Source organism: Frigoribacterium sp. SL97, from assembly GCF_026625765.1.
Taxonomy (GTDB): Bacteria; Actinomycetota; Actinomycetes; order Actinomycetales; family Microbacteriaceae; genus Frigoribacterium.
Genome location: NZ_CP113062.1, coordinates 1,952,841 through 1,972,569, shown reverse-complemented (window position 1 = coordinate 1,972,569; position 19,729 = coordinate 1,952,841). Strand labels below are relative to the sequence as shown.

15 protein-coding genes and 1 tRNA gene are annotated in these 19,729 nt (G+C 69.2%); 13 read left to right on the top strand and 3 right to left on the bottom strand.

Annotated features, from left to right (window positions below; translation table 11 throughout):
* Nucleotides 1-19: 19 nt before the first annotated feature.
* The 5 genes from lgt to OVA02_RS09375 all read left to right on the top strand — a co-directional run bounded on the left by lgt (nucleotide 20) and on the right by OVA02_RS09375 (nucleotide 9,576).
* On the top strand, nucleotides 20-1,021 hold the full coding sequence (gene lgt, locus OVA02_RS09395) for a prolipoprotein diacylglyceryl transferase (RefSeq protein ID WP_233568323.1): 1,002 nt from the start codon (nucleotides 20-22) through the stop codon (nucleotides 1,019-1,021).
* A 288-nt stretch (nucleotides 1,022-1,309) separates the two neighbouring features.
* Nucleotides 1,310-5,887 (top strand): glutamate synthase large subunit, encoded by a 4,578-nt coding sequence (gltB, locus tag OVA02_RS09390; RefSeq protein ID WP_056045274.1) that lies wholly within the window; start codon nucleotides 1,310-1,312, stop codon nucleotides 5,885-5,887.
* Nucleotides 5,880-7,337, top strand: a complete 1,458-nt coding sequence (locus OVA02_RS09385; protein ID WP_123570084.1) for a glutamate synthase subunit beta — start codon at nucleotides 5,880-5,882, stop codon at nucleotides 7,335-7,337. The genes gltB and OVA02_RS09385 overlap by 8 nt, the downstream gene beginning before the upstream one ends.
* Before the next feature lie 78 nt (nucleotides 7,338-7,415).
* Complete coding sequence (pyk, locus tag OVA02_RS09380; RefSeq protein WP_056045267.1) at nucleotides 7,416-8,864, top strand: pyruvate kinase; 1,449 nt, start codon at nucleotides 7,416-7,418, stop codon at nucleotides 8,862-8,864.
* An 85-nt stretch (nucleotides 8,865-8,949) separates the two neighbouring features.
* A complete protein-coding gene (locus tag OVA02_RS09375; protein WP_056045265.1) occupies nucleotides 8,950-9,576 on the top strand; it encodes a hypothetical protein in 627 nt (208 codons plus the stop codon).
* A 124-nt stretch (nucleotides 9,577-9,700) separates the two neighbouring features.
* Here the strand turns inward: OVA02_RS09375 and OVA02_RS09370 are convergent, their stop codons facing one another.
* Nucleotides 9,701-9,904: a cold-shock protein gene (locus OVA02_RS09370; protein ID WP_043592793.1), complete on the bottom strand. Its 204-nt coding sequence runs from the start codon at nucleotides 9,902-9,904 to the stop codon at nucleotides 9,701-9,703.
* Between the two features lie 292 nt (nucleotides 9,905-10,196).
* Nucleotides 10,197-10,282: transfer RNA gene (locus OVA02_RS09365), tRNA-Leu, on the bottom strand.
* Nucleotides 10,283-10,321: 39 nt separating this feature from the next.
* Here OVA02_RS09365 and OVA02_RS09360 point away from each other — a divergent pair.
* Nucleotides 10,322-10,927: an ANTAR domain-containing response regulator gene (locus tag OVA02_RS09360; RefSeq protein ID WP_043592796.1), complete on the top strand. Its 606-nt coding sequence runs from the start codon at nucleotides 10,322-10,324 to the stop codon at nucleotides 10,925-10,927.
* 58 nt (nucleotides 10,928-10,985) lie between these two features.
* On the opposite strand, the gene OVA02_RS09355 is transcribed toward OVA02_RS09360, so the two are convergent.
* Nucleotides 10,986-11,339: a PaaI family thioesterase gene (locus tag OVA02_RS09355; protein ID WP_233568385.1), complete on the bottom strand. Its 354-nt coding sequence runs from the start codon at nucleotides 11,337-11,339 to the stop codon at nucleotides 10,986-10,988.
* Nucleotides 11,340-11,525: 186 nt separating this feature from the next.
* Here OVA02_RS09355 and polA point away from each other — a divergent pair, with 186 nt between their 5' ends.
* The 7 genes from polA to OVA02_RS09320 all read left to right on the top strand — a co-directional run bounded on the left by polA (nucleotide 11,526) and on the right by OVA02_RS09320 (nucleotide 19,610).
* The gene (polA, locus tag OVA02_RS09350; protein ID WP_056047436.1) at nucleotides 11,526-14,198 is read left to right on the top strand and encodes a DNA polymerase I; all 2,673 of its coding nucleotides are present in this window, start codon (nucleotides 11,526-11,528) and stop codon (nucleotides 14,196-14,198) included.
* A 404-nt stretch (nucleotides 14,199-14,602) separates the two neighbouring features.
* Nucleotides 14,603-15,364, top strand: coding sequence for a DeoR/GlpR family DNA-binding transcription regulator (locus OVA02_RS09345; RefSeq protein WP_056045263.1), 762 nt, complete (start codon nucleotides 14,603-14,605; stop codon nucleotides 15,362-15,364).
* A gap of 113 nt (nucleotides 15,365-15,477) precedes the next feature.
* Nucleotides 15,478-16,674, top strand: coding sequence for a PTS mannitol transporter subunit IICB (locus tag OVA02_RS09340; RefSeq protein ID WP_056045261.1), 1,197 nt, complete (start codon nucleotides 15,478-15,480; stop codon nucleotides 16,672-16,674).
* 47 nt (nucleotides 16,675-16,721) lie between these two features.
* The gene (locus OVA02_RS09335; RefSeq protein WP_054146078.1) at nucleotides 16,722-17,030 is read left to right on the top strand and encodes a PTS lactose transporter subunit IIB; all 309 of its coding nucleotides are present in this window, start codon (nucleotides 16,722-16,724) and stop codon (nucleotides 17,028-17,030) included.
* Nucleotides 17,031-17,032: 2 nt separating this feature from the next.
* The gene (locus tag OVA02_RS09330; protein ID WP_056045258.1) at nucleotides 17,033-17,497 is read left to right on the top strand and encodes a PTS sugar transporter subunit IIA; all 465 of its coding nucleotides are present in this window, start codon (nucleotides 17,033-17,035) and stop codon (nucleotides 17,495-17,497) included.
* A gap of 26 nt (nucleotides 17,498-17,523) precedes the next feature.
* Nucleotides 17,524-17,793 (top strand): HPr family phosphocarrier protein, encoded by a 270-nt coding sequence (locus OVA02_RS09325; RefSeq protein WP_043592801.1) that lies wholly within the window; start codon nucleotides 17,524-17,526, stop codon nucleotides 17,791-17,793.
* Between the two features lie 125 nt (nucleotides 17,794-17,918).
* On the top strand, nucleotides 17,919-19,610 hold the full coding sequence (locus OVA02_RS09320) for a DUF885 domain-containing protein (RefSeq protein WP_267658055.1): 1,692 nt from the start codon (nucleotides 17,919-17,921) through the stop codon (nucleotides 19,608-19,610).
* Nucleotides 19,611-19,729: the final 119 nt, after the last annotated feature.

Below are 19,729 nucleotides of genomic sequence, written 5' to 3'. Positions count from 1 at the left end.
TCCGAAAGGCATCACGCCCGTGTTCGTTCCCTTGAGCATCCCGAGCCCGTCGGCCGCCTGGCAGTACTTCGACGTCACCGCCTGGTTGAACTCGACCTTCGGGGCGTCGTTGCCCGGCTCGCTGCGGATACACGCCTACGCGATCTGCATCCTCGTCGGCATCGTCGCAGCGGTGGTCATCACGAACCACCGTCTGAACCGGCAGGGGGCGGAGAAGGGCATCGTCATCGACGTGGCCATCTGGGCCGTGGTGTTCGGCATCGCGGGGGGACGCCTGTTCCACGTCATCACCCACCCGGCGGACTACTTCTCCTCGCCCGACCAGTACATCCACGTCCTCTTCGTGTGGGAGGGCGGCCTCGCCATCTACGGCGCCCTGCTGTTGGGTGCCGTCGGCGTCTGGCTCGGTTGCCGCTTCACCGGTCTCCGGTTCACGGTCTTCGCCGACGCCCTCGCCCCCGGCCTGCTCGTCGCGCAGGCCTTCGGACGCCTCGGCAACTGGTTCAACCACGAGCTCTTCGGCATGCCGACCGACCTGCCCTGGGGCCTCGAGATCGAGTCCACGAACGCCGCCTACCCCACCGGCCTGCCCGAGGGCACGCTCTTCCACCCGACCTTCCTCTACGAGATCGTCTGGATGCTCGCCGGCGTCGCGATCCTCGTGCTCCTCGAGAAGAAGGCCCCCATGCAGTGGGGTCGGTCGTTGGCCTTCTACCTGGTCTGGTACGGCATCGGACGGGCCTGGTTCGAGTCGATCCGCACCGATCCCAGCCTGCTCTTCTTCGGCATCCGCACCAACGTCTGGATGAGCTTCTTCGCCATCGTCCTCGGGATCGTCCTCTTCGTCCTCGCCTCCCGCCGCCACACCGGCACGGTCCCCGGCCCCTACGTGCCCGGCCGTGCGCCGAGCGAGCGGGCGGCTGCTGTAGACTCTGACGGCACGTACACGGAGAACGACGAACCCGAGTTGGTCACCGTCGGCGCATCGGACGACAACACCGATCGCTCACCGCGTCCCTAGGTCGTCCACTCCACGACGACCGCGGGCCCGGCGCCCCACCGTCGTGGCGCCCGATCCCCTCCACCCCATCCCGGTGCGAACGATCCGCCCGCGACACGGTCCCGTGCACGCACCCGCGCCTCGTAAGATCGAGCGCAGTCGGCCCCTCCCGCCGGCGTGCACGCCCACGGTCGCCACGAGCCGACCTCTCCCGCCGAGTCGGGGCCGCCCACAGAAGCCGGCCCCGTCAGGCACCTCGGGCCGACGTCGTCCCGCCCCCTGTCGGATCTCTTCGTGAGGACGGATTCCATGGCTCTCACGCCAGCACACCAGCAGTTCAGCACGGTCCCCGAGGCCAGCGGCCTCTACGACCCGCGCAACGAAAAGGACGCCTGTGGCCTCGCCATGGTGGCGACCCTCCGTGGAACCCCCGGTCACGACATCGTCGACACCGCCCTGCGGGCCCTCCGGAACCTCGAGCACCGAGGTGCCGTGGGTTCCGACGCCGGCACCGGGGACGGTGCGGGCATCCTCTGCCAGGTGCCCGACGAGTTCCTGCGCCACGAGGTCGACTTCGACCTGCCGCCGGCCGGCCAGTACGCGGTGGGCATCGCCTACCTGCCCCTCGACGAGCAGGAGCGCTCCGAGCTGAAGACGGGCATCGAGCGCATCGCCGACCTCGAGCACCTCGACGTCCTCGGCTGGCGCGAGGTCCCCGTGCGCCCCGAAGAACTCGGCACGTTGGCGCGTAACGCGATGCCCGCCTTCGAGCAGCTCTTCGTCGCCAGCAGGCACCACGACGCCGACGGCGTCCCGCTCGCCGGCGTCGCGCTCGACCGCCAGGCGTTCCGGCTGCGCAAGCGTGCCGAGCGCAAACTCTCGGCCTACTTCACCTCTCTGGGCAGCCGGACCATGGTCTACAAGGGCATGGTCACCACACTTCAGCTCGAGCCGTTCTACCCCGACCTGAGCGACGAGCGCTTCGCCTCGAAACTCGCGATCGTGCACTCGCGCTACTCGACGAACACGTTCCCGTCGTGGCCGCTGGCACAGCCGTTCCGCATGATCGCCCACAACGGCGAGATCAACACGGTCCGGGGCAACCGCAACTGGATGCGTGCCCGGCAGTCCCAGCTCGAGAACGAGCTCATCGGCGACCTGAAGCCCATCCTCCCCATCGTCAGCCCCGGGGCGAGCGACTCGGCGTCGTTCGACGAGGTCGTCGAGTTGCTCAGCCTGACCGGCCGGTCCCTGCCGCACGCGGTCATGATGATGGTCCCCGAGGCGTGGGAGAACCAGGTCGACATCGACCCCACCCTGCGCGACTTCTACGAGTACCACTCGATGCTCATGGAGGCGTGGGACGGCCCCGCGGCCATCACGTTCACCGACGGCACGCACGTCGGCGCCACCCTCGACCGCAACGGCCTGCGGCCGGGCCGCTACCTCGTCACCGACGACGGCCTCGTGGTCCTCGCGAGCGAGATCGGCGTCATCGACGTCGACCCCGCCAAGGTGGTCCGCAAGGGACGGCTCCGCCCCGGCAAGATGTTCCTGGTCGACACCGAGGCCGGCCGCATCATCGAGGACGACGAGATCAAACGCGACCTCGCCACGGCCGCGCCCTACGGCGAGTGGCTCGCCGAGGGGCGCATCCACCTCTCGGAGCTGCCCGAACGCGAGCACATCGTGCACACCCCGGCGTCGGTCACCCGCCGTCAGCGCACCTTCGGGTACACCGAAGAAGAGGTCCGCATCCTGTTGACGCCGATGGCGAAGACCGGCGCGGAGCCCCTGGGTGCCATGGGAAGCGACACGCCGATCGCCGTCCTGTCCGAGCGCCCGCGCCTCCTGTTCGACTACTTCACGCAGCAGTTCGCCCAGGTGACGAACCCTCCGCTCGACTCCATCCGCGAGTCGGTGGTCACGTCGCTCAAGCTGGGTCTCGGTCCCGAGCGCAACCTGCTCGCCGCGACCCCCGAGCACGCCCGCCAGGTGATCCTGGACTTCCCCGTCATCGACAACGACGAGCTCGCCAAGATCCAGCACATCGACCCGAGCCCCGGCTCCCGCAAGACGTCGACCATCCGCGGGCTGTACCGCGCCGACAAGGGCCCGCGGGCACTCGAGAAGCGCATCGCCGCCATGTGCAACGAGGTGGACGACGCGATCGAGGCCGGTGCGGAGTTCATCGTCCTCTCCGACCGCGACTCGAACGCCGACTTCGCCCCGGTGCCGTCGCTGCTCATGATCGCCGCGGTGCACCACCACCTGATCCGCACCGAGAACCGCATGAAGGTCGGCCTGATCGTCGAGGCCGGTGACGTGCGCGAGGTGCACCACGTGGCCACGCTGATCGGCTACGGCGCGTCCGCGGTCAACCCGTACCTCGCGATGGAGACCTGCGAGAACCTCGTGAGGGCCGGGATGATCACCGGGCTGAGCCCCGAGGACGCCGTGCACAACTTGATCAAGGCTCTCGGCAAGGGCGTGCTCAAGATCATGTCGAAGATGGGCATCTCGACGGTGTCGAGCTACGCCGCGGCGCAGGCGTTCGAGGCCGTGGGCCTCAGCCAGGAGTTCGTCGACACGTACTTCACCGGTACCTCGTCGATGCTCGGAGGCGTGGGGATCGACGTCATCGCGGCCGAGAACAAGCAGCGACACACGAGCGCTTACCCCAGCGACGGCTCCGTCATCGCGCACGAGCGGCTGGCCACGGGCGGCGAGTACCAGTGGCGCCGCGAGGGTCCCCGGCACCTCTTCAACCCCGACACCGTGTTCCGGCTGCAGCACGCCACGCGCACCCGCCGCTACGACATCTTCCGCGAGTACACCAAGCTCGTCGACGACCAGGCCGAGCAGCTGATGACGCTGCGCGGGCTGTTCCGGCTCAAGCACGGCGTCCGCCCGGCCGTCCCGCTCGACGAGGTCGAGCCCATCGAGTCGATCGTGAAGCGGTTCTCGACGGGGGCGATGAGCTACGGCTCGATCTCGCAGGAGGCGCACGAGACCCTCGCCATCGCGATGAACCGCCTCGGCGGCAAATCCAACACCGGCGAGGGCGGAGAGGACGTCGACCGCCTCCTCGACCCCGAGCGCCGCAGCGCCGTGAAACAGGTGGCCTCCGGGCGCTTCGGGGTCACCAGCATGTACCTCACGCACGCCACCGACATCCAGCTCAAGATGGCCCAGGGCGCCAAGCCGGGCGAGGGCGGTCAGCTCCCGCCGACGAAGGTCTACCCCTGGGTGGCACGAACGCGTCACGCGACGGCCGGCGTCGGTCTCATCTCGCCGCCGCCGCACCACGACATCTACTCGATCGAGGACCTCAAGCAGCTGATCTTCGACGTCAAGCGCGCCAACCCCAAGGCCCGCGTCCACGTCAAGCTCGTGAGCCAGTCCGGCATCGGCGCGGTCGCGGCAGGGGTCACGAAGGCCCTGGCCGACGTCGTGCTCGTGTCCGGCCACGACGGGGGCACCGGCGCGAGCCCGTTGAACTCGCTCAAGCACGCGGGCACGCCCTGGGAGATCGGCCTCGCCGAGACCCAGCAGACCCTCATGCTGAACGGGATGCGCGAGCGTGTCGTCGTCCAGGTCGACGGTCAGATGAAGACCGGCCGCGACGTCCTCATCGCCGCCCTGCTCGGCGGCGAGGAGTTCGGCTTCGCCACGGCGCCGTTGATCGTCGAGGGCTGCATCATGATGAGGGTCTGCCACCTCGACACCTGCCCGGTCGGTGTGGCGACCCAGAACCCCGAGCTCCGTGCCCGCTTCTCCGGCAAGCCGGAGTTCGTCGTCAACTTCTTCGAGTTCCTCGCACAGGAGGTGCGCGAGTACCTCGCCGCGCTGGGCTTCCGCAGTCTCGACGAGGCCATCGGCCGGACGGACGTCCTCGACGTCGACCGCGCCGTCGACCACTGGAAGGCCTCGGGTCTCGACCTCGCCCCGGTGCTGGTCGGTCCGACGTTCTCCGACGACGAGCCCCGACGCAACCGCACCTCGCAGGACCACGGCCTCGACGAGCACTTCGACGTGCAGCTGATCGAGCGCAGTGCCGACGTGCTGGAGAACGGTGGGCACGTCGAGATCACGCTCCCGATCCGCAACACCGAGCGGGCGGTCGGCACCATGCTCGGGCACGAGGTCACCCTGCGACACGGTGAGCACGGCCTGCCCGACGGCAGCATCGAGATCAACCTCAGTGGTTCGGCCGGTCAGTCGCTCGGTGCGTTCCTGCCCGCCGGCATCACCCTGCGCCTCGAGGGCGACAGCAACGACTACGTGGGCAAGGGCCTCTCCGGCGGCAACGTCGTGGTGCGTCCGCCCCGCGGCAGCGCCTTCGCCGCCGAGGAGAACGTCATCGCCGGCAACGTCATCGGCTACGGCGCGACCCAGGGCAGCATGTTCCTGCGGGGCATCGTGGGGGAGCGCTTCCTGGTCCGCAACTCGGGGGCCAGCGCGGTCGCGGAGGGCGTGGGCGACCACGCGCTCGAGTACATGACGGGCGGTCTCGCCGTCATCCTCGGCGACACGGGCCGCAACCTCGGAGCAGGCATGTCCGGAGGGACGGCCTACGTGCACCGGCTCAAGCCCGAACGGGTCAACGCCGAGGCGCTCGCTTCGGGTGAACTCGAACTCCACCCCCTCGGCAGCGCCGACGTCGAGATCCTGACCGACCTGTTGCGCCGGCACCTCGCCGAGACCGGGTCACCCGTGGCGGAGCACATGCTCGACGACCTCGACGCCACGGTGGCCGAGTTCGTGAAGGTGCTGCCCCGCGACTACGCCGCCGTCCTCGCCACCCGGCAGACGGCCGTCGACGAGGGTCTCGACCCCGATGGCGACGAAGCATGGAAGAGAATCCTGGAGGTGACCGGTGGCTGACCCCAAAGGCTTCCTGAAGACGCAGACCCGCGAGCTGCCCAAGCGCCGACCCGTGTCGGTCCGGCTCATGGACTGGAAAGAGGTCTACGAGCAGCAGGAGAGCGGCGAGCTCCGACGTCAGGCGGGCCGTTGCATGGACTGCGGCGTCCCGTTCTGCCACCAGGGCTGCCCGCTCGGCAACCTGATCCCCGAGTGGAACGACCTCATGTGGCGTGGAGAGGGCCGTCAGGCCGTCGAGCGCCTGCACGCGACCAACAACTTCCCGGAGTTCACCGGTCGTCTCTGCCCCGCGCCGTGCGAGTCCTCCTGCGTCCTGGGCATCAACCAGCCCCCGGTGACGATCAAGCAGGTCGAGGTCTCGATCATCGACCAGGCGTTCGCCAACGGATGGGTCACCCCGCACCCGCCCGAGCGCCTGACGGGCAAGACGGTCGCCGTCGTCGGTTCCGGCCCCGCCGGGCTGGCCGCCGCCCAGCAGCTCACGCGTGCCGGCCACACGGTCGCCGTCTACGAGCGCGAGGACCGCATCGGTGGCCTGCTGCGTTACGGCATCCCCGACTTCAAGATGGAGAAGAAGCAGATCGAGCAGCGCATCGCCCAGATGCAGGCCGAGGGCACGCGTTTCCGCGCCCGGGTCGAGATCGGTCGGGACATCGCCTGGGACGACCTCCGGGCCCGCTACGACGCCGTGGTCGTCGCGACGGGCGCGACGGTTCCCCGTGATCTGCCGATCCCGGGACGCGACCTGTCCGGCATCCACTTCGCCATGGACTACCTCGTGCAGCAGAACAGGGCCGGAGCGGGCGACACGGTGGCCGACCAGATCACGGCCGAGGGCAAGCACGTCGTCGTGCTGGGCGGCGGCGACACCGGTGCGGACTGCATCGGTACCGCCCACCGGCAGGGTGCCCTCTCGGTGACCAACCTCGCGATCGGCCAGCAGCCCCCGGAAGAACGCCCCGAGGCACAGCCGTGGCCGATGTTCCCCACGCTGTTCGAGGTGTCGAGCGCCCACGAAGAAGGCGGCGAGCGGGTCTACCTCGCGTCGACGGTCGAGTTCCTGACCAACGAGGTCGGCGAGGTGCGGGCCATCCGCGTCGCCGAGACCGAGTACGTCGACGGGCGACGGGTCCCCAAGGCGGGCACCGAGCGCGAGGTCCCCGCCGACCTCGTCCTGCTCGCCCTCGGCTTCACGGGACCCGAGCGCGACACCATCGAGGAGCAGCTGCGGCTCACCTTCGACGGTGGCGGCTCCCTCGAGCGCGGTGCCACCTACGAGACGGGCGAACCCGGCGTCTTCGTGACCGGCGACGCCGGGCGCGGTCAGTCGCTCATCGTCTGGGCGATCGCCGAGGGCCGCGCCACGGCCTCCGCCGTCGACGCCTACCTCGAGGGCCAGACCGTGCTGCCCTTCCCGGTGAAGCCCACCGATCGGTCCATCTCGGTCTGATCCGGCCATCCGACGGGAATAGGGTGGGAGTCGGGCTGTAGTCGTCCCACCCCCTTTCCCCCCACACGAACGGAACACATGAGACGCGCAAAGATCGTCGCCACCCTCGGGCCGGCGACGTCGAGCTACGACGACATCCGGGCGATCATCGACGCCGGCGTCGACGTCGCCCGCATGAACCTCAGCCACGGCAGCTACGACGTCCACGAAGGCGTCTACGCGAACGTCCGCCAGGCGTCGGCCGACTCGGGCCGCGCCGTCGCGGTCCTCGTCGACCTGCAGGGCCCCAAGATCCGCCTCGGCAAGTTCGCCGACGGTCCGCACGACCTCGAGGTCGGCGACGTGTTCAAGATCACCACGGACGACATCCTGGGTTCCAAGGAGATCTGCGGCACGACGTTCAAGGGCCTCCCCGACGACGTCACGGCGGGAGACCCGCTCCTGATCGACGACGGCCGTGTCAAGCTCCGCGTCCTCGAGACCGACGGCACCGTCGTCACGACCGAGGTCGTCGTCGCCGGCACGGTGTCGAACAACAAGGGCATCAACCTCCCCGGCGTGGCGGTCAACGTGCCCGCCCTCTCCGACAAGGACGAGGCCGACCTCCGCTGGGGTCTCCGACTCGGCGCCGACCTGATCGCCCTGTCGTTCGTGCGCGACGCGGACGACGTCGTGCGCGTGCACGAGATCATGGCCGAAGAGGGCCGCAAGGTCCCCGTCTACGCGAAGATCGAGAAGCCCCAGGCCGTCGACAACCTCGAGGCCATCATCGACGCGTTCGACGGCATCATGGTCGCCCGTGGCGACCTGGGCGTCGAGTTGCCCCTCGAGGCCGTGCCCATCGTGCAGAAGCACGCGGTCGAGCTCTCGCGTCGCATGGCGAAGCCGGTCATCGTCGCCACCCAGATGCTCGAGTCCATGATCTCGAGCCCGATCCCGACCCGCGCCGAGACCTCGGACGTCGCCAACGCCGTCCTCGACGGCACCGACGCGGTCATGCTCTCGGGCGAGACGAGCGTCGGCGAGTACCCGGTCATCACGGTGCAGACCATGGCGCGCATCGTGGCCTCCACCGAAGAGCACGGGCTCGAGCGCATCCCTCCGCTCGGCACGCGTCCGCGCACGCAGGGCGGCGCCATCACCCTGGCAGCGGCCGACGTCGCCGACTTCGTCCAGGCGAAGTTCCTCTGCGTCTTCACCGAATCGGGTGACTCGGTGCGTCGCATGTCGCGCCTGCGTCACTCGATCCCCATCCTGGCCTTCACACCCAACGAGGCGATCCGACGCCGCATGGCGATCAGCTGGGGCGTCCAGTCCTACCTGGTCGAGACCGTCACGCACACCGACGCCATGTTCGCGCAGGTGGACGACATCCTGCTCGGCAACGACCTCGCCGAATCGGGCGACAAGGTCATCGTGATCGCCGGGTCCCCTCCCGGGATCGCGGGCTCGACGAACGATCTCCGGGTGCACCGCGTGGGTGACGCCCACGGGGAGGCCGCTCCGGCCTACGCGTCGCAGCCCTGACGCACCGCGACACCCCTGGCGAAGCCGGGGCGATCCCCTCGGATCGTCCCGGCTTCGTCGTGTCGGCGGGGCGTACGCTCACGGCATGTCCGTGGACGCCCGTCATCCCTCGTGCTTCGAGTTCGAGGCCCGCTTGTACGTGGTGCCGTCCTGGAGCGGTCACGGTGTGGTCGAGACTCGTCGCAGCCTCGGCCCCGAGATCCGAGAGACCAGCCGAGGAGGCGCGGGGGTGGGCCGGTGGGCAACTCTCGGTGCCCTCGTGGGCGGCTCGTTCCTCGGGGGAGTGGCGGCGACGGTGTGGCGGGTCGACGGCCTCTGGGCCCTCTCGCTGATCTTCGTCCTCGGCGCTGCGGTCGGGGCCGTGCTGGCGATCGGCACCCGGACGATCTTCCAGGAGGGTGCGGGTGACCAGGCTCGTGGGACCGCGGCGCCGAGTCCACCGGAAGGACCTCTGCCTGCCGTCGAGGTGCCGTGGGACGTCGCCCGGGCGGCGCCCGAGGACTCCACCGGGGACGAACTGGTCCTCTGGGCGACCTTGACCAGCCGATACCGCGAGGCGCGGGAAGCACTCGTCGCCGGTGGCGGCGAGGACGACCGGTTCACCGACCCGAGGGAGGCCGGAGCACGGATCGCCGAATGGGAGAGCGCTTACCGGACTGCGAGCCGGGACTACGAGCCGGTGGCGCGCCTCCTCGGCTTTCCCCTGCCGTGAGATGGCCGACCCTCCCACCCGAGACGGGAACGGAGAAAGCCCCGACCCGCCGGAGCGGATCGGGGCTTTCGGTTCAGTGGCGGGCGAGCCCGCCGACTGACGGCGTCACGAGGACGCCACCGAGTCAGATGACGCGGATGTTCTCGGCCTGGAGGCCCTTGTTGCCCTGAGCCGTGTCGAACTCGACCTTCTGGTTCTCTTCCAGGTTGCGGTAGCCGTCGCCGGCGATCGCGGAGAAGTGCGCGAAGACGTCAGTGGTTCCGTCGTCGGGGGTGATGAAGCCGAAGCCCTTTTCGGAGTTGAACCACTTAACGGTGCCTGTTGCCATTTTTCTTGTTCCTTCAATCAGAGTTGTCGATCTCGATTTCGAGATCGCTCGTCGCGGTGCCTTTTTGTCCGCTCCCTCTGAGAACGACGCCACCGTCGGAACCCCTCTCGGTGAGAGGAGGCCTTCGGCACGTCGCGAGATACAAATGCGTAACACAACAACCAGTTCCATCAGCGTAGTGCACGGATGCCCACGAACACACCCTCTGAGCAGAACTCGTGTCGGTGTGTCGGCCCGATGACCGGACGAGGCAAGGAGAGCCACATCTCGTCGGTCGGCTTCGCGCCGGGGCTGGTGCCGGATGTGGGACTCGAACCCACACGCCCTCACGGACAGAGCATTTTGAGTGCTCCGCGTCTGCCATTCCGCCAATCCGGCGCACAACAACCAGGTCGACAATACCGTAGGCTTCACGTCGTGAGTGACCAGGAAGCAACCCCAGCAGCACCCCGTCGCGTCGTCGTGGCCGAAGATGAGTCCCTCATCCGCCTCGACATCGTCGAGATCCTCCGCGACAACGGTTTCGAGGTGGTGGGAGAGGCCGGGGACGGCGAGACCGCCGTCGCCCTCGCCACCGAGTTGCGCCCCGACCTCGTCATCATGGACGTCAAGATGCCCCAACTGGACGGCATCTCCGCCGCCGAGCGGCTCTCGAAGGCGCACATCGCGCCGGTCGTCCTCCTGACCGCGTTCAGCCAGAAAGAGCTCGTCGAGCGGGCGAGCGAGGCAGGCGCCCTCGCCTACGTCGTGAAACCCTTCACCCCCAACGACCTGCTGCCCGCGATCGAGATCGCCCTCTCGCGGTACGCACAGATCATCACCCTCGAGGCCGAGGTCGCCGACCTGGTCGAGCGCTTCGAGACCCGCAAGCTCGTCGACCGGGCGAAGGGGCTCCTCAACGAGAAGATGGGGCTCACCGAACCCGAGGCCTTCCGATGGATCCAGAAGGCGTCCATGGACCGCCGCCTGACGATGCACGACGTGGCCCAGGCGATCATCGAACAGTTGAGCGCCAAGAAGTAGTCGTCCGCGACGAGAGAAGGCCCGCCCCGACGATCGGGGCGGGCCTTCTCTCGTCGGCTCACCGGTCGCGGGCGTCCGTGAGGAAGTTCGTGATGCGGACCGTCGACAACAGCCGACCGCGATCGTCGGTCATGACGACCTGGTGCGTCGTGAGCGTGGAACCGAGATGGATGGCCGTGCAGGTGCCCGTCACCCACCCGGTCGCCGCCGAGCGGCTGTGGCTCGCGTTCAGTTCGATGCCCATCGCGACGCGTCCCGCTCCCGCGTGCACGTTCGCCGCCACGGACCCGAGGGTCTCGGCCAGGACGACGTGCGCGCCGCCGTGAAGGATGCCGACGGGTTGGGTGTTGCCGTCGACGGGCATCCGACCCACGGCACGCTCGGCGCTCATCTCGTCGATCACGATGCCCATCTTCTCGGCCAGGGCACCGACACCCCGTCGTCGGAACAACTCGACGGCGGCATCGCTCAGGGACGCGTCCGACGCGACGGTCCTCTCGGCGTCGTTCGGGACGGCGGACGGAGTGCTCATGGTTCTCCGGTGGATCGGACCGGGGCGCCCGGCGACGGTGTCGGGGGTGCCCGCTAGGCTGACGTGGTGACGGACGACACGAAGCCTACCCTCCTGGTCATCGACGGCCATTCCCTGGCGTTCCGGGCCTTCTACGCCCTCCCGGTCGACAGTTTCGTGAACCGCGAAGGTCAGCACACCAACGCCATCCACGGCTTTATCTCGATGCTGCTCAGCCTGCTCAAGGCCGAGAAACCGACGCACCTGGCCGTCGCCTTCGACATCTCTCGCTTCTCCTTCCGCACCCGCGAGTACCCCGAGTACAAGGGCACGCGGTCCGAGACCCCGCCCGAGTTCGTGGGCCAGATACCGCTTCTCCAAGAGGCGTTGCACGCCATGGGCATCACCACGATCACCAAAGAGGACTTCGAGGCCGACGACATCCTCGCGACCCTGGCGAGCCGCGGTCGCGACGACGGGTACCGGGTCCTGGTGGTCTCCGGCGATCGCGACGCCATCCAGATGGTCAACGACGACGTCACCCTCCTCTATCCCTCGGCCCGCGGCGTGAGCGAACTCACCCGGTACGACCGCGACAAGGTCTTCGAGCGATACGGCATCGAACCCCACCAGTACCCCGAGGTCGCCGCTCTCGTCGGCGAGACGAGCGACAACCTCATCGGCATCGACAAGGTGGGGGAGAAGACGGCCGTCAAGTGGATCAACCTCTACGGGGGTCTCGACGAGATCATCGCTCGTGCGGACGAGATCAAGGGCGTCGTCGGGCAGAAGCTCCGCGAGCAGAAAGAGAACGCCATCCGCAACCGCCGGCTCAACCGGCTGGTGACCGACGTCGAGCTCCCGGTGGGGCCGGGTGACCTCGAGCGCCGGGCGATCGACGAGGCGGCCGTCCGAGAGCTCTTCGACAAACTGCAGTTCCGCACCCTGCTCGAGCGCGTCCTGGCCCTGTCGGGATCGACCGAGCCCTCCGCGGCGAACGCGGGTGAGACAGCGGTGACGGCGGCCCCCGAAGGCCTCCCCGTCGTCCGGACCCTCATCGACGAAGAACTGGCCTTCTGGCTGAAGAAGCATGCGTCCGACCCCGAGAAGCCCGTCGGCCTCACGGTCGAGTACGGCGCGGACGGCATCGTCGGGCTCGGCATCTCGTCCCTCGACGAGTCGGCGTACGTGCCCTGGGCCGCGGGTCGCGGCGACTACGTGGCCCTCGAGGCCTGGCTGGACGACGCCACGCCCAAGGTGGTCCACGACGCGAAGCGCGCCTACAAGGCGCTGTCGCGGGCCGGCCTCACGCTGACGGGCATCGCCGGCGACCCGCGGATCGCCGCCTGGCTGCTGCGCCCGGGCCGCACCTCGTTCGCCCTGTCCGACCTCGTCTACGAGCAACTGGGAGAAACGCTGCCCGTCGGAGATCCCAACCAGCTCGTGTCGGCGGACGACGACGTCAACGTGGCCTCCGAGGCCTGGTACGTCCTCCGATTGTCCGAGTCGTTGGTTGCCGCCCTCGACGAGGGCTCCCGTCGGGTGCTCACCGAGATCGAGCTGCCCCTGGTGCCGGTGCTCGGAGACATGGAACTCACCGGTGTCGCCGCCGACCGCGACACGCTCAAGGCGCTCTCGCTCCGTCTGGGTGAACAGGCCGGCGAACTGGCCGCGGCGGCGTTCGCCGAGATCGGACGCGAGGTCAACCTCGGCTCACCCAAGCAGCTGCAAGAGGTGCTGTTCGAGCAACTCCAGATGCCCAAGACCCGAGCGACCAAGACGGGCTTCTCGACCGACGCCGCCTCCCTGGCCGATCTGCAGGAGAAGCACCCGCACCCCTTCCTCGACCTGCTCCTGAAGCACCGCGACGCGACGAAGCTGCGCCAGATCATCGAGACCCTCGAGAAGTCGATCGCCGACGACGCGCGCATCCACACGACGTACGACCAGACGGGCACGACGACCGGGCGCATCTCGTCCGTCGACCCGAACCTCCAGAACATCCCGGTCAAGGCCGCCGTCGGTCGCGAGATCCGCGCCGCGTTCGTGCACGGTCCCGATTACGAGACGCTCCTCACGGCCGACTACTCGCAGATCGAGATGCGCATCATGGCGCACCTCTCGGGCGACGAGGGGCTGATCCAGGCGTTCAACGAGGGCGAAGACCTGCACCGGTTCGTCGGTGCCCGCATCTTCGGGGTCGAACCCGCCGACGTCAGCCCGGCCATGCGCACGAAGGTCAAGGCCATGTCCTACGGCCTCGCCTACGGGCTCAGCGCCTTCGGCCTGTCGAAGCAGCTGCGCATCGAGACCGCCGAGGCACGCCAGCTCATGACCGACTACTTCGCCCGGTTCGGTGCCGTACGGGAGTACCTCCGCAACGTCGTCGAGCAGGCGCGCGAAGACGGCTACACCGAGACCATCTACGGTCGGCGCCGCCCCTTCGCCGACCTCAAGTCCCCGAACCGCGTCCTGCGCGAGAACGCCGAGCGGGCCGCCCTGAACGCCCCGATCCAGGGCTCGGCCGCCGACATCATGAAGATCGCGATGCTCGGTGTCCGATCCGAACTGGACGAGCGAGAGATGGGGTCGCGCGTGCTGCTGCAGGTGCACGACGAACTCATCGTCGAGGTCGCACCGGGCGAGGTCGACGACGTGCGCGAGATCGTGCGTCGGCGCATGAGCGGGGCGGCCGACCTGCGCGTGCCGCTCGACGTCAGCGTCGGCCTCGGCGAGAGTTGGGACGCAGCGGCCCACTGAGCCCCGGGCGCCGCGGCGCCGAACGGCCACGGACCCTGAGGTCCATCTCGGCGACGTCGCACGTCGCACGTCGCACGTCGCACGTCGCCCGTCGCCCGTCGCACGTCGCCGAGACGGTCCGTCCTGCCCTTCTGCGCGCGCCTCCTGTCCCCGGGGTCCTACGACCCGGCCCGAGCGGCCCCGCTCGGGCACGTGCTGCCCGTTCATCGGGCATCGGTTGCCCATCGGGCAGCCAATCGACGCCCCACTCGGGCACAAACGGACACGACACGCGGTACAGACTTGACCGGGCCACACAAACGGACTTATATAAGCGCAGATCAACAACAGTTGAACTCCTTCCGCACTTCCGCACCACCGGTCAGCCCCCGAGGCGGCCGTGCAGTCCGACGACGAGGTCTCCCATGTACGCACCGGAGCGTCACCAGCAGATCCTCGACACGGCCCTGTCCCGGGGCCGAGTCGAGGTGGCCGGTCTCGCACGAGAGCTCTCGGTCGCGCCCGAGACCGTGCGCCGCGACCTGACCGCCCTCGAGCGCCGGGGCGTCCTCCGCCGCGTCCACGGAGGCGCCATCGCCGTCGAGCGCCTCGGCATCGAGCCTCCCGTGGTCGACCGGGAGGGAACGGCCGCGTCCGAGAAGGAGCGCATCGCCCGGGCCGCCCTCGACGAACTGCCCGACGGCGGCTCGATCATCGTCGACGCCGGCACCTCGACCATCCGTCTGGCCGAACTCCTGCCCCTCGACCGGGAGCTGACCGTGGTCACCCACTCGCTCGCCGTCGCCACCATCCTCATCAGCCGACCGAACGTCACGCTCCACCTGCTCGGCGGCCTCATCCGCACCCGCACGTACTCCGCGGTGGGGGACTGGACGCGGGCCCAGATCGCCGACGTCTTCGCCGACGTCGCGTTCATCGGGACGAACGGCGTCTCGGTGGAGCGTGGGATCAGCACCCCCGACCTGGCGGAGGCGCGGGTCAAGCGCGCGCTCATCGCCGCGTCACGACGCACCGTCGTCCTCGCCGACCACACCAAGTTCGGTCGCGAGGACTTCGCCAAGGTCGCACCGCTCACCGACGTCGACACCGTCATCACCGACTCCGGCGTGGACGCCGAGCTGGCCGACGACGTCGAACAGGCCGGCCCCCGGGTCGTGATCGCATGACGCGACTCCGACCGGCCCCCCTCGTTCCCTCCCGACGCACCACAGCACCTCGCACCACCTCCATCACCCCACACCCCTCTCGTCGCTGAGAGAAACAAGGAGAAGTCGTCACCATGTCCGAATTCACCCCCACCGTCACCGGTACGGGAGCCCGAGCGCGCGTCCAGCGCTTCGGCGGCTTCCTGGCCGGCATGATCATGCCGAACATCGGCGCCTTCATCGCCTGGGGCCTCATCACGGCCCTGTTCATCCAGACCGGTTGGACGCCGGTGCCCCAGCTCGGCGGCTTCGGCGAGATGTCCGACGGCACCCCGTGGCCCGGCCTCGTCGGTCCCATCATCAAGTACCTGCTGCCGATCCTGATCGCCTACACGGGTGGTCGCATGGTCCACGGTCAGCGCGGTGCCGTCATCGGCGCCGTCGCCGTCATGGGCGTCATCGTCGCGACCGACGTGCCCCAGTTCCTCGGCGCGATGATCGTCGGCCCGCTCGCCGCCTGGGTCCTCAAGCAGTTCGACAAGCTCGTCGACGGCCGCATCAAGTCCGGCTTCGAGATGCTCGTCAACAACTTCTCGCTCGGCATCATCGGTGGCGCCATGGGCGTGCTCGCCTTCTTCGGCCTGGCCCCGGTCACCACCGCGATCACGAACGTCTTCGGCGGCGCCGTCGGCTTCCTCGTCGACCGTGGCCTGCTGCCCCTGGCGTCGATCATCATCGAGCCGGCCAAGGTCCTGTTCCTCAACAACGCCATCAACCAGGGCATCCTCACCCCCCTCGGTGGCACGCAGGTGCAGGAGGCCGGCAAGTCGATCCTCTTCATGCTCGAGTCGAACCCCGGCCCGGGTCTCGGCATCCTCCTCGCGTACCTCTTCTTCGGTCCGCGCGCCATCCGCCCCTCGGCCCCGGCCGCGATCATCGTGCACTTCTTCGGTGGCATCCACGAGATCTACTTCCCGTACGTGCTGATGAAGCCGATCCTGCTCGTCGCCGCCGTCCTCGGTGGAGCGACCGGCATCGCGACCTTCGCCCTGTTCAACGTCGGCCTCGTCGGCCCTGCCTCGCCCGGCAGCATCATCGCCTACACGCTCGTCGCCGCCCGCGGGGACCTTCTCCCGATCTACCTGGGTATCCTGCTCTCGGCGGCCGTCTCGTTCGTCGTCTCGTCCCTCCTCATGGGCTTCGGTCGCAAGGAGAACCGCGAGGCCCGTGCCGAGGACTCCGCCGCACAGGAGCAGGCTCTCGCCGACGCCCAGGCCGCCACCGCGGCCAACAAGGCCACCAGCAAGGGCACCGCGGCACCCACCGCCTAGCCCGCCCGCACCACCAGTCAGCACCACCACCACACAAGGAGAAGGTCATGGCAACCCTCGACGGTTCCAGCATCAAGAAACTCATCGTCGCGTGCGACGCGGGCATGGGCAGCAGCGTCATGCTGGCGTCCACGCTCAAGAAGCAGCTGAAGAAGAGCGGTGTCACCGTCGAGCACTCGCCCGTCGCGTCGATCCCGTCGGACGCCGACGTCGTCGTCACCCAGAACAACCTCGCCGAGCGTGCCCGCGGCGTCGTGCCGAACGTGCCCGTCGTGCCGTTCCAGCTGTTCATGGGAGACCCCAACGTCGCCAAGGTCGTCAAGGCGATCCAGGACGGCTCGACGGTCGAGGTCTGACGATGACCGACCAGCAGGCACCCGAGCTCTCGGCGCTCCTCGCGGAGTCGTCCATCCGACTCGACGAGGTCGCCGCCTCGCGTGACGAGGCCATCCGCAAGACGGGTCGGGCCCTGATCGACGCGGGTGCGATCGACGAGTCGTACGTCGACGCCATGTTCGAGCGCGAGAACTCGGTGTCCACCTACGTCGGCGAGGGTGTGGCGATCCCGCACGGCACCCTCGCCGGCAAGGACTCGGTCAAAGAGGACGCCCTCGTCGTGCTGCGGTTCCCGACCCCGGTCGACTGGGACGGCAACGAGGTCTCGGTCACGGTCGGCATCGCCGCCAAGGGCAACGGCCACATCGCCATCCTCAGCCAGCTCGCCAGCATCCTGATGGACCCCGACAAGGCCGCCGCCCTGCGCGGGTCGACCACGACCGCCGAGGTCTACGAGTTGCTCGCGTCGACCGACGACGACGACTGATCCCCACCCCCTCCAGAGGAGAAGACATGCCAGAACGTTCCGTCACCATCGCCTCGAGCGTCGGGCTGCACGCCCGCCCCGCCTCGTTGTTCAGCCAGGCCGCCGGCAAGACCGGCGCCAAGGTCACGCTGACCTCCGCGGCCGGCAAGAGCGTCAACGCCGCCAGCATCCTCGGCGTGCTCTCGCTGGGCATCGGCCACGGTGAAGAGGTCGTCGTCGCGACCGAGGGCGACAACGCCGAGGCCGCCCTCGACGAACTCGTCGCGCTCCTGGCGACCGACCTCGACAAAGAGTAGGTACCGACACCAGAACGGGACGCCCGCCGACGAGAGTCGGCGGGCGTCCCGTTCGTCGTGGGAGCCGAGGAGGCGCGGTGCGGGGCCCCCTGCACCGCGCCTCCTGCGTCACTAGGCTCGTCGGCATGACCGATGCCGCGACGACGCCGACCCCTCGCACGCCCACCCCCGTCGACGGGGTCGCCGAACGCTGGGTGGACACCCTCTGCGAGCTCGACCCCACGACCGCGACCTGGATCGGCCGTGAGGGCCGGACGGGCGAGTACGGCGACTACTCGCCCGACGGCCATGCCCGACGCGTCGAGGCCGTCCGGGCCACGCTGGCCGAACTGCGGGCCACCACCCCCGTGGACGACGTCGACCGGGTCACCCGGGACGACCTGACGAGCGAGCTCGAGCTCGAGCTGCTCTACGCCGAACAGCGCCTCGAGTTGCGCGACCTCAACGTGATCGCGTCACCCGCCCAGGGCATCCGCGACGTGTTCGACCTCATGCCCACCGCCTCCGAGCGCGACTGGGTCGACGTCGCGACCCGCCTCGGCCGGGTACGGACCGCCGTCGACCAGTACGTCGAGACGTTGCGCGCGGGCATCGCCGGGGGAGTCACCCCCGCCCGGCGCCAGGTCGAGAAGGTGGCCGAGCAGTGTGCCCGCATCGGTGCCGACGACGGCTTCTTCGCCGAGTTCGTGCGGGACGCTCGGCTCGGTGACGGCACCGAACCCGGGACGGCGCTCGGCCGGGACCTCTCGTCGGGCGCCTCGTCGGCGGCGGAGGCCTACGTCGACCTCCGACGCTTCCTGCTCGACGAGTTGCTCCCCGCGGCGACCGCCGACGACGCCGTCGGGCGCGACGCCTACGCCCTGCACTCGCGACGGTTCCTCGGAGCGACGGTCGACCTCGACGAGACCTACGAGTGGGGGATCGACGAGCTCGCCCGGATGACGGCCGAACAAGAAGAGGTCGCCCGGCAGATCGAACCCGGGGCGTCGGTCTCCCGGGCCATCGAGCTGCTCGATGCCGACCCCGCACGCCAGCTCGACGGCACCGACGCCCTCCGCGCCTGGATGCAGGAGCTCAGCGACCGCGCGGTCGCCGAGCTGGGTCGGGACCAGTTCGACATCCCCGAGCCGGTCCGCCGGCTCGAGTGCCGCATCGCACCGACCAAGGACGGTGGCATCTACTACACGAGCCCCAGCGACGACTTCTCGCGTCCCGGCCGCATGTGGTGGTCCGTGCCCGAGGGGGTCACCCGTTTCGGCACGTGGCGTGAGACGACGACGGTCTTCCACGAGGGGGTCCCCGGTCACCACCTCCAACTCGGTCAGTCCGTCCACAACCGGGCCACGCTCAACACGTGGCGTCGCCAGCTGGCCGGCACCTCGGGGCACGCCGAGGGCTGGGCCCTGTACGCGGAACGGCTGATGGACGAGCTCGGTTGGCTCGGCGACCCGGGCGACCGGCTGGGCATGCTCGACGGTCAGCGCATGCGTGCCGCGCGTGTCGTGCTCGACATCGGTGTCCACCTCGGCAAGCCGTTCCCCGGCGGCGGCGGGCGATGGGACGCGACGAACGCCTTCGCCTTCATGTCGGAGAACGTCAACATGGACACCGAGTTCGTGCGCTTCGAGGTCGACCGGTACCTCGGCTGGCCGGGGCAGGCGCCGTCGTACAAGGTCGGTCAGCGCATCTGGGAAGACCTCCGTGCCGAACGAGCCCGTCGAGACGGCGCCACCTTCGACGTCAAGGCCTTCCACCGCGACGCCCTTCAGCTGGGCGGGGTCGGGCTCGACACGCTCAGGCGGGCACTGCTCGCGTGAGTCGCCGCGACCCGCGACACGCCGTTGCCCACACCTGCGGCGCCGCGCTAAGATGACCGAGCGCTATCTGCGTCGACATTTCCGCACGCCGCGTTCGACACACCCTCCCGGACACCGTT